Annotated in this window: 11 protein-coding genes; 8 read left to right on the top strand and 3 right to left on the bottom strand. The window is 50.6% G+C overall.

Annotation, left to right across the window (positions count from 1 at the left end; genetic code table 11):
• Positions 1 to 434: 434 nt before the first annotated feature.
• The 7 genes from JXO50_00870 (at position 435) to JXO50_00900 (ending at position 8068) form a co-directional block, all read left to right on the top strand.
• Complete coding sequence (locus JXO50_00870; protein MBN2331638.1) at positions 435 to 3113, top strand: PhnD/SsuA/transferrin family substrate-binding protein; 2679 nt, start codon at positions 435 to 437, stop codon at positions 3111 to 3113.
• The gene (locus JXO50_00875; GenBank protein ID MBN2331639.1) at positions 3113 to 4471 is read left to right on the top strand and encodes a response regulator; all 1359 of its coding nucleotides are present in this window, start codon (positions 3113 to 3115) and stop codon (positions 4469 to 4471) included. Before JXO50_00870 ends, JXO50_00875 begins: the two co-directional genes overlap by 1 nt.
• Positions 4472 to 4484: 13 nt before the next feature.
• On the top strand, positions 4485 to 5666 hold the full coding sequence (locus tag JXO50_00880) for an HDOD domain-containing protein (GenBank protein MBN2331640.1): 1182 nt from the start codon (positions 4485 to 4487) through the stop codon (positions 5664 to 5666).
• A gap of 18 nt (positions 5667 to 5684) precedes the next feature.
• On the top strand, positions 5685 to 6203 hold the full coding sequence (locus tag JXO50_00885) for a response regulator (GenBank protein ID MBN2331641.1): 519 nt from the start codon (positions 5685 to 5687) through the stop codon (positions 6201 to 6203).
• Positions 6204 to 6212: 9 nt separating this feature from the next.
• On the top strand, positions 6213 to 7406 hold the full coding sequence (locus JXO50_00890; GenBank protein MBN2331642.1) for a hybrid sensor histidine kinase/response regulator: 1194 nt from the start codon (positions 6213 to 6215) through the stop codon (positions 7404 to 7406).
• Between the two features lie 220 nt (positions 7407 to 7626).
• The gene (locus JXO50_00895; protein MBN2331643.1) at positions 7627 to 7836 is read left to right on the top strand and encodes a hypothetical protein; all 210 of its coding nucleotides are present in this window, start codon (positions 7627 to 7629) and stop codon (positions 7834 to 7836) included.
• Positions 7772 to 8068, top strand: coding sequence for a transposase (locus tag JXO50_00900; protein ID MBN2331644.1), 297 nt, complete (start codon positions 7772 to 7774; stop codon positions 8066 to 8068). The genes JXO50_00895 and JXO50_00900 overlap by 65 nt, the downstream gene beginning before the upstream one ends.
• A gap of 8 nt (positions 8069 to 8076) precedes the next feature.
• Here JXO50_00900 and JXO50_00905 read toward each other — a convergent pair whose 3' ends face one another.
• Positions 8077 to 8490, bottom strand: a complete 414-nt coding sequence (locus JXO50_00905; GenBank protein MBN2331645.1) for a hypothetical protein — start codon at positions 8488 to 8490, stop codon at positions 8077 to 8079.
• Positions 8491 to 8518: 28 nt separating this feature from the next.
• Between JXO50_00905 and JXO50_00910 the strand changes: the two genes are divergently transcribed.
• Positions 8519 to 9034 carry a transposase gene (locus JXO50_00910; protein MBN2331646.1) on the top strand — a complete coding sequence of 172 codons (516 nt, stop codon included), beginning with the start codon at positions 8519 to 8521 and terminating at the stop codon, positions 9032 to 9034.
• A gap of 593 nt (positions 9035 to 9627) precedes the next feature.
• On the opposite strand, the gene JXO50_00915 is transcribed toward JXO50_00910, so the two are convergent.
• Both JXO50_00915 and JXO50_00920 read right to left on the bottom strand, forming a co-directional pair.
• A complete protein-coding gene (locus JXO50_00915; GenBank protein ID MBN2331647.1) occupies positions 9628 to 9921 on the bottom strand; it encodes an isoamylase early set domain-containing protein in 294 nt (97 codons plus the stop codon).
• 48 nt (positions 9922 to 9969) lie between these two features.
• On the bottom strand, positions 9970 to 10176 hold the full coding sequence (locus tag JXO50_00920) for a hypothetical protein (protein ID MBN2331648.1): 207 nt from the start codon (positions 10174 to 10176) through the stop codon (positions 9970 to 9972).
• Positions 10177 to 10435: the final 259 nt, after the last annotated feature.

Here is a 10435-nt window from a genome sequence, read left to right on the forward strand (position 1 = left end):
AAGGTTAAGATGTTCTGAGGCGATCTTTATTGTGTGTCGCTATGGCAGTTAGGAAGAGCTTGCTGTAGGATTGACCCTTGGTATTGTCTTGCCTTACTTGGTTTGCACAAGCTAAGGGCAATATCTAAATGGTTTTGAGCGGATTCGTAAGCATACTGATCTTTTGTTCCATTATTTCCTGCCTTGCTCCACGTTGCATTTTCACACTTCAGTTCTCTATTGCCCTGCCGATTGTAGGTATATGCCCCGCAAGAGCCATTTTCCCTGCCGAGAACGGTCGCTAGCATGTACTGAAGAATCGTGGATTGCAATGATGAAGCCCCCCCCCACAAGCCTCAAAAACCGGTTCGTCGGTTGTTTTTCAGTTATTCCTTAGCCTGCTGTTTTTTCTCTGTCTGTCCGGGTGGTGGGATGCAGCTGCCGGGGAGCGGCAAATGGTGATCATAGGAGTGCTGGCCAGCAGGGGCGATATCCAGTGCCTGAATAGATGGCAGGCAACTGCCGGCTATTTGACCCATAACAATGGCGAACAGCTCGATTTTGTTGTCTTTCCCGTCGGCTTTGCGGATATGGAAGAAGTGGTTGCCCAGGGCCTGGTTGATTTTCTCCTGACCAATCCCTGCAGCTATACAACCTTGGAACAGCAGCAGGGGATCAGCTGCATTGCCACCCTGGTCAATCGCAACAGCTATGGCGATTTTCCCACCTTTGCCGGGGTGGTGTTCACCCGTAAGGAGCGGGATGACATCTCCCGGTTGGCCGACCTGCGGCAAAAAAAGGTGATGGCGGTGGCCCCCGATTCATTCGGGGGCTGGATTGTCGCCTGGCGGGAGATGCAGGCCGTCGGGGTTGATCCCTACCGGGATCTGGCCCAGTTGAGTTTTGGTGGCACCCATGATGCCGTGGTCTATGCGGTGGAACAAGGGCGGGTGGATGCGGGGGTGGTGCGAGCGGACACCCTGGAGCGGATGAGCGTCGAAGGCAGAATTTCCTTTGGCGACTACAAGGTTCTCCACGAAGATCCACCGGTGAAGGCTGATATTCCTTTCATTCACACCACCAGGTCGTATCCGGAATGGCCGCTGGCCAAACTGAAGCATACGCCGGAAAAGCTGGCCAAGCTGGTAACGGTACTGCTGCTGCAGATGAAGGATACAGACCCGGCGGCAGTTGCCGGGAGCTACGCCGGCTGGACCGTTCCCCTGCCGTATGAGGACGTGGATGACTGCCTCCATGAACTTGGTCTTTGTGTTGCCCCTCACCAGATGACCATCAGGGAAATTTTTGTTAAATACTGGTATGTAGCTGCCGGCGTCCTGTCCGTCGTCATCTTTTTAAGTGTCCTCATCCTGGTTATCATCCGCTACAACCGCAAGGTTGCTAGGAAGAAGAGCAGGCTGGAAGAGGCTTTGAACAGGTTGGAGCAGGCTGATGCCGACCGCCATGAGCGGATCAATTTTCTTCAGGAACTGCTCAATGCCGTTCCCAACCCGATTTTTTATAAAGATCGGGAGGGTCGTTACCTCGGCTGCAACCGGGCGTTTGCCGAATTTGCCGGCCTGCCGGCCGGGAGAATCATCGGCAGGACCGCCGCTGAGGTGGTGGATCGACACCTGGCCCAAAAAGCCCAAGAGACCGACCAGGCTCTTCTTCATGACGATGCGGTTAAGCAGGTGTATGAGACGGAAGCGACCAGTGCCGATGGACGGCACCATTTTTTTGTCATTAATAAAACCTCTTTTGTCCGTCAGGATGGTTCTCTGGGGGGGCTGATCGGCAGCATGTATGATCTCACCGCCCAGAAAGAGACCAAGAATCGCCTGGATCAGCTGGCCTCCGTGGTGGAGCAGGCCAGTGAGGTGGTCGTGATTACCGATCTTGATGGGCAGATCGAATATGTCAACCCGGCCTTCACCACTGTTACCGGCTATAGCCGCGAAGAGGCCCTGGGGCAGAACCCCCCGATTCTCAAAAGTGACCGCCAGGATGAGGCCTTTTACCGGCGTTTATGGGAAACATTGAACAGTGGCGGTGTCTGGTACGGGACTTTTCACAACCTGCGCAAGAACGGTGAACTGTTCCAAGAGCGGGCGGCCATTTTCCCCATCAAGGACAAGGAACAGCGGATCAGCAAATATGCCGCCGTCAAACGTGACATTACCAAAGAGTCCCTGCTGGAGGATCAGTTGCGGCTTTCCCAGCGGCTGGAAGCGGTTGGCCAGTTGGCGGCTGGCGTCGCCCATGAACTGAATACCCCCATCGGCTTTGTGGCCAGCAACAGTGAGAGTATCAAACAGTATGTGGGTAAATTCACTTCGCTGATTGCAGCCTATCGGGCATTTGTCACCCATGTTGGCGCCGGAGACGGCAGCCTTTATGCCGACCAGCTGAACAGCCTGCGGAAGCTGGAGGAAGAGAATCACCTGGAGTTTATTCTCGGGGATCTTGAGGAGCTCTTTGCCGAATCGGCGGAAGGCTTTGCACGGGTAACCGAGATTATCACCAAGCTGCGTGAGTTTTCCCGGATCGATCATTGTGATAAGCAGGGGGATTATCAGCTCAATGAGGCGGTGAAGACCACCCTGGTGGTGGCGAAAAACGAATACAAATACGTGGCCGAAGTGGAGCTTGACCTTGCCCCGGTTCTGCCCATGGTGGAGTGCAACAGCGGCGAGATCAACCAGGTGCTGCTCAATATTATCGTCAATGCGGCCCAGGCGCTGAAAGAGCAGGAACGGGACGGCATGGGAACCATCACCATCGCCACCGGTTGTGATGACCGGTGGCTCACCTGCCGGATCAGCGACAACGGCCCAGGCATCATGCCGGAACATCTGAAAAAGATCTTCAATCCCTTTTTCACCACCAAACCGGTGGGTTCGGGCACCGGCATCGGCCTCTATATCTCCTATGATATCATTGTCAATAAACATCATGGTGAGCTGTTGGTGGACAGTATGCCTGGCAGGGGAACCACGTTTACCATCAGGCTGCCCCGCCAGCTGAAGGAAACCCCGCCGTCCGACGCAACCCCTGCCATCCACGTAGACGATGGCCAAAGTTGTGACCATTCATTGCCAGTAACAGTTGTTGGCAGTCTGGAGAGCTATTGATGAAAAAAAGAATCATGGTCGTTGATGATGAAGTTTCCGTAACCACGCTGGTTGCCAGATTTTTGGACCATGCCGGCTATGATGCCGTGGCGGTAAATCAGCCCCGGGAGGTGCCCAGTTTGCTGCAGCATCAGGCTTTTGATGCCTTGATCGTCGATCTTCACATGCCGGAAATCTCTGGCTTCGAGTTGATCGAATCGGTTGCCAGAAATTGGCCGGGGCTGCCGGTGATTGCCATCTCCGGCACCAACCGCTTGACCGAAGTGGTCAAGAGCATGCGTCTTGGTGCCTGGGATTTTGTTGAAAAACCGTTTCATGATCTTTCCATGCTGCCGGTTATAATCCAGAAAGTCATCGAACGGGGTGTAGTCATCCGTGCTGAGATCCAACGACAGGAGATTCTGCACCATCAGAACGTTGTCCTGGAGCAGAAGGTGGAAGAGCAAACGACCATGCTGGCAGAAAAAAACAGGGTGATGGAGGGAACCACCCAGCAACACTCTGCGGCCCTTGAGCAGCTGAAAGCGGCCCAGGCCCAGATGGTGCATCAGGAAAAAATGGCGTCCATCGGCCAGCTGGCGGCGGGGGTGGCCCATGAACTGAATACTCCGGTGGGCTTCGTCTCCAGCAACTTTGAAACGATCAAGGACTATGTGATGAAATTCAGAACCTTGATTGAGCTGTATGGCAATTTCCTGAACCGGATAGAGTTGGCTGATATGCCGCAGCTAGCTGGAGAGATGTGGCATATTCTCCAGGTTCAGGCGGAGAGCCAGCTGGATTTCATCCTCGAAGATCTTGCTGATCTTTTCGATGAATCGGCGGACGGGTTTGCCCGCATCGCTAGCATTGTGAGCAAGCTGCGTGAATTTTCCCGCAGTGACCAGTCTGATGCAATGGTAATATTCAGCCTTAACAATGCAGTGGAAACCACCTTGGTGGTGGCCAAGAATGAGTATAAATATGATGCAGAGGTCCATCTTGATCTGGCCCCTGGGCTGCCTGAGGTCAAGGGTTATCCCCGTGAGATCAACCAGGTGCTGCTCAACATCATTGTCAATGCCGCCCAGGCAATCAAGGAGCAGCAGCGCCAGGAGATGGGTACTATCCGGATCAGTACTTTTCAGCACCAGGAACATCTCTATTGCCAGGTCAGCGATGACGGTCCGGGGATCAAAAAAGAGCACCTGAAACATGTCTTTGACCCCTTTTTCACCACCAAGGCGGTGGGCTGTGGCACTGGACTCGGGCTCAATATCTCCTATGATATTATCGTCAATAAACACCGGGGTGAACTGAACGTTGAAAGCCTGGAGGGCCAGGGAACGACATTTACTATTGCTCTGCCTTTGCATTAGTTCGGGAGTGTCTATGGAGAAAAAAGCGATTCTTTTCGTTGATGACGAGATGAGTATTCTGCGCTCCCTGAAGCGCAGCTTTCTTGACAGCGGCTATCAGCTATATTTTGCCGATAGTGGTGAAAAGGCCCTGGCAGCCTTGAGCGCCAGCCACATCGATATGGTGGTCAGCGATATGCGGATGCCGGGCATGGATGGCTACGAGTTGCTCAAGGAGGTGAAAAAATATCATCCTGAGGTTGTCAGGCTTATTCTTAGTGGCTATACCGAGGAGAAGACCGTGTATAAGGCCCTTATCGACGGTTCCGCCAAAATGTATATTGCCAAACCCTGGGATAATGCCAAGCTGAAAAGCCTGATTGCCCAGCTGCTGACCATTGAAGAAACCCTGTGCCAGGAAAAGCTGCTGGAGGTGATCAACACCATTGATGAACTGCCGACCCTGCCCTCGGTCTACCAGGAGATCATGAGCCTCATCGAGGAGAATGCCGATTTCAACAGAATTGTCGAGGTGGTGGAGAAGGATCCGGCAATCACCGCCAAGGTGCTGCAGGTGGCCAATTCTGCCTATTTCCGCAACAAGACAGCCTCGCTGAAGCGGGCGGCGGTGTATATCGGGCTCATGAACCTCAAGGATATCGTTCTTGGTTGTTCTGTTTTCCAGGTCCTGACCGGCAAGCAGGCGGGCAAGCTCAGCCTTGAAAATATCTGGGAACACTCCCTGCGCTCCAACCAGATGGTTCATCAATTCTATGAGCGGGTTCACGATGAAAAGATCGACGACACCAAGGCAAGCGCGGGACTGCTCCATGATATTGGCTTCCTGGTGATGCTCCGCTATTTTCCGGAGCAATTTGCCGCAATTATGGAGCGCCACCAGCACCAGCCGGCGGTGCCTTTGATCAGCATTGAACAGGAGGTCATGGGAGTCAATCACGCTCAACTGGGTGCCTACCTGCTCAACTGGTGGAACATGCCGCAGCCGATCATAGAAGCGACCCTCTATCACCATGAACCGGAAAGCGATGCGGTAGTTGATCGGGAACTTGTCAGTCAGCTTGCCCTGGCCGATGCCATTTCCCTTGCTGCCATCGACCCGTCACTGGCGGGGGAGGTCAGCCCCCGGGTGATGGAGCTGACCGGCATCCCGGAGGCTCTGGCAGCCCAGTTCCTACAGCAGTATGCTAATAATTAAAAATTTTTGGAGAAGATAATGACAATGCAGGCGAAGGTGCTGGTTGTTGATGATGAACCGTCAGTATTAAAGGCCATCCAAAGAATTTTCCGCCACTCCGACATGATTCATCTGATCCTGTCGGGCGATCCGGTTGCTGCCTTGAACATAGCACTGACCAGTGATATTGATCTCATTGTCACCGATCAGCAGATGCCGGGGATGACCGGCCTGCAATTGCTGGCCCAGCTCAATGAAAAGAAGCCGGAAATGGTGAAAATCATTCTCACCGGGATGGCTGATGTGCAGACTGCCGTCCAGGCGATCAACGAGGTGGGGGTCTACAAGTTTATCCTGAAACCGTGGAATAATGATGATCTGTACTGGACGGTCGTCCGAACAGTGGAGATGATTCTCATGCAGCGGGAAAAGGCGATGCTGGTCCAGGAGATCAGCAAAAAGGACGCCTGTCTGCGCCGGATTGAAAATATATATCCGGGGATTTCCGACATTAAACGGGATGAAGACGGGACGATTGTTATTGATGATTTGTGGTAGGATGATGGTATGGTACAAATGCTGAAGGAACAGCGGACGATTCTTTTCGTCGATGACGAATCCCGGGTGCTGAAGTCTATCAAACGTGGTCTGCTTGATGAGCCATACCGGTGTTTATTCGCCCTCAATGGACTCGAAGCACTGGAGATCATGGCCGCTGAACCGGTTCAGGTGCTGGTGACCGATATGCGGATGCCGGAAATGAACGGCCTGGAGTTGCTGAAGATTGTCCGTGATCGGTATCCCCAAATGGTGCGTATGGTGCTTTCCGGGTATGCCCAGACCAGCAACGTGCTGGCGGCCGTCAACGAGGGCTATGTCTTCCGTTACCTGACTAAACCATGGAGGCTGGATGAAGATCTGAAAGCGGCGGTCACTGATGCCTTTTCCATGTATGATCTGCGGCTTAATCAGCAGGGTCTGGCCGGTGAGCTTGAACGGGAAAACCGTCAGCTGCAGGAAAGAATTGAACGAGATGTTCATGAGCTGGGGCAGGCCAAAAAAATTGTCGAGCATATCTACCGGCAGAAAACAACAGTTCTCAAACTGGCCTTTGAAAAAACCAGGATGATGGTGCGTGGTCTCTACAGTGATGTCACCAATCTCAGCATGGCTGAATGTCTTGATAAAGACGGCCGGCAGCTGGCCGAAAAAGCCCGCCAGGACTGCAAAAATTTTATTGTCAACATTGATCGGATGCTGTTGTTGGCCGATCTGGAATCAAACCAGCAGCCGGTGGAGCAGGGAACGGTGGTGTTGGCTGATTTTTTCCCCCGTCTGTGCCGCATGGCTGAAGAAAAAGCGGGCGGTAGGCATTGTCAGGTCACCTGCCAGCTTGCTGATGATCTCCCTGCTCTCTTCACGGTCAACCAGCAGCTTCTGGGTTTGCTGTGCTGGAACCTGATGGAAAATGCGCTGATCCACGCTCCTGAAGGGGAGATCAGCTGCCGCTGTTTCACCGGTGATGATGGCGGGGTGGTGATCACCATCGCCGACAACGGGCCGGGGCTGCCGGCAGCGGAAAAGAAACGGGTGTTGGAACCCTTTGTCCAGGCAAGCAATACCGCTCATCCTGGACGCTTGGGACTAGGCTTGGCGCTGGTACGGGCGGCGGTCAAAGGGCTGTCGGGCAGCATGATGATGGAAACCGATCTGGGGCAAGGAGTCAGCGTCACGGTAACAATCTCCCCCAGGAGCTTGTAGTGCGGATCTCGTACCAGGTTGAACCAACTCGATAATCGACCGAGGAAAGATTTTCGATTCAAACACAGCATCAGGTATTCCTTAGTCTGCGGAATTAGGAAAGCATAGTTAGAACGCGCTCAAAAAGTAATAAATACTTGAAAACATTGACTAAAGCTCAATTTTATGCTTTGCAAAGTGCAAGAAAAACATCGAAATCATACTCAAAAGGTTTGCACTTATGATCCGTTATAATGACCCTAGCCAACAGGTGATCCCCGGCTTTGAAAAATTTCATGGCTTTCCTCTGGACATGAACAATCGCTGGGTTAAGCTCAGCGAACGCATTCCCTGGGATGAGTTCGCCAAGGCCTATGATAAAGAATATGAGTTCCGGGAGGGGCCGACCCTCCAAACCGGCGCGGCTGGTTATTGGCGCCGTCATCATTAAACATAAGCTTTGTTTGAGTGATGAGGAGACCATTGATCAGATTCGGGAAAATCCATATCTGCAGTACTTTGTTGGCTTCAGCAGTTTTCAAACCGAAGCCCCGTTTGTTCCATCCCTGTTCGTTGAGATTCGCCGACGAATGGGGAAAGAGCTGTTTGAGCAGTTCAATCAGTCCATTGTTGATCTTTTGGAAACCAAAAACAGAACAAAAATCAAACCAGCGAATCACTGATCGATACACTATACCCGCTCAGCGGACTGAAAAAGAAACCCAGAACCTAGCGCCGTAATGCCCGAAAAACTTATCTCGCATTGGCAAAGCAGAAGAAACCGCAAAAGAAACAGATACGCAAAAGCATAAGGCAGCAACTGCAATTCTTGAAACGCAACTTTGGCCACATTGAAAACCTTCTTGATCTGGTGGCTGACGAAAGCACGTCCCTGTCTAAACGGCAGCGACGCCAGTATTGGATTATTCAGGAAATTTACCGGCAACAGGAAGAGATGTTTCGTAAGTGGGATCGGCGATGTGATCATCGCATTGTTAATATCTGTCAGCCCCATATTCGTCCCATCGTCCGTGGTAAAGCCGGTAAGAAAGTAGAATTCGGTGTCAAGCTGGGTGTCAGTTTGACAGCTGATGGGCTGGCACAAGTCGACCACCTGAGCTGGGAATCATATCATGAGGGCCATGATCTTCCCTCTCAGGTCGAAAACTATAAAAAGCGTCACGGGTTGTTACCCAGAAGTCGTTCTGGCAGATCAGATCTACGGATCGAGGGAAAATAGGCGATATCTGAACCAACTCGACATCAGGTTTGCCGGCAAAGCTTTGGGGCGTCCCAAAAAAGAAACCGATGCAAACCGATTACAACTGCGAGAAGAGAAGCGTCGCAGAAAAGCAGAATACCGGGAAAGAATTCCAGTAGAAGGCAAATTCGGCCAGGGCAAGAACGGCTACCGACTGAACTACATCAGAGCCCGAACTCAAGCAACCTCAGAAGCCTGGATCTACAGCATCTTTCTGGTGATGAACCTGCTGGTCCTGGTCGGTAGTTTTTTGCGCCTGCTGAAAACCGGCCTTTTGAACTCATATTCTTTTATCAAAGAACTGTTTATCAGGTTTGAAGTGGCTTTGGAGTCTGTCATCCTGTCAGCGGCAAATTTTCAGCTCCCAGTAACTGGTTTGAAGTCCTGATTTTTTGAGGAAACTCTATTATATCTGAAACCGCTGGATGCCCGCCTGGCTATGAAAGTACTTCTTTGCAGTGGTTCGGCCCTTGAATGGACGGCCCAGAAAGCATTGAATGCCAGTGTCGAGGAATTTATTGAAAAGCCCTTTTCACTGGAGAAATTGAAAAAGGTATCAGCTAATGTTAAAACATGCATAACATGCATTGAGTTGGCGGGCAAGAGCTGGGAATAAGTTAAGATGAAAAAGTTAAGATTGTCTGCAGACTTCAAGGTGATTGCCATATCCTCCAAATGAACCTTATCTGAGATTATCTTATCTTAAGACCATGCTGTGATCAGGGACTCATATCTTATCTATTTTTATGGTGAGAAGGAGTTTTGCAAAACTAAAAACCATCAAATTTGCCGAAAGAAAAAAGGCCGTTTCTCATACAAGAGAAACGGCCTTGAGGCATCCGGTTCCCCGCATCAGACTCAAAGACAAACAAACGCTAACTGTTGTGATTAATTTTTAAAAGATTAGATGCAGCCTACTTGACAGTACACATACCCTCCAAATAGATTTTCAAAACATTGTGTGCATACTTGAAAAAGCCGTTAAACCTTAACCACGGAATCCTCGCAGCCATACTGATTGGGTACATATGCGTCTGCCTCCCAATCATTTTCCCAAAGACTGCCATCCAATAAATAGCGAAAACGATATGACTGCCCTGCCGTCAATGAAACCGTGGCGCTGAAACCGCCACCACTAAGTCCTTTCATCAAGTGTGCATTAGGATTCCAATCATTAAAATCACCGCAAAGGGAAGCTACTTTAGCATTGATCTCAGCCGGCAACTTAAATGTAACCCGACATTTTCCAGTTTTCATGTAATTTTTTTTAAGCATTTTCCTCCCACCTCCATCAAACTTTCGCTTGCCTATTGAAAAATAGATCTACCATTGACAGGCCCCTTTTGTAACGCCCTTGTCGTCGATTGGTGAATCGATATATTTATAGACAGTATATTCCTTATTCAAAGGCGGGAAGCCCGTTTTTCCCCGATTATCAACTGACTCAGTTCTCACGGTCGGGCTACGGGTAGATCCTTTAGTTTCTGCAGGATTACTGTGTGGCGCATTATTTTTCATATCAATGGGCATGATCTACTCCTTTCGTTTTCAGAGTGGGTTGTCTGACATGCATGAACTTCTTTAATGGGGAGAGCCATGGAGATTGTGTACAGCTTATGACTTCGCGGCACACCAATATGTAATTTTTTTCCACTGACCACGATTAAGAATGACCATACTGCATAATTTATGCCTCACATATTTACTTGACAGTCAAAAGTTCTTTTTACAACGTACGTTAAACTAGCCAGTCAAGTTTTGGTAAACGCATAAAATAAAACATAAAACT

Source organism: Candidatus Anaeroferrophillus wilburensis (genome assembly GCA_016934315.1).
Lineage (GTDB): Bacteria > Desulfobacterota > Anaeroferrophillalia > Anaeroferrophillales > Anaeroferrophillaceae > Anaeroferrophillus > Anaeroferrophillus wilburensis.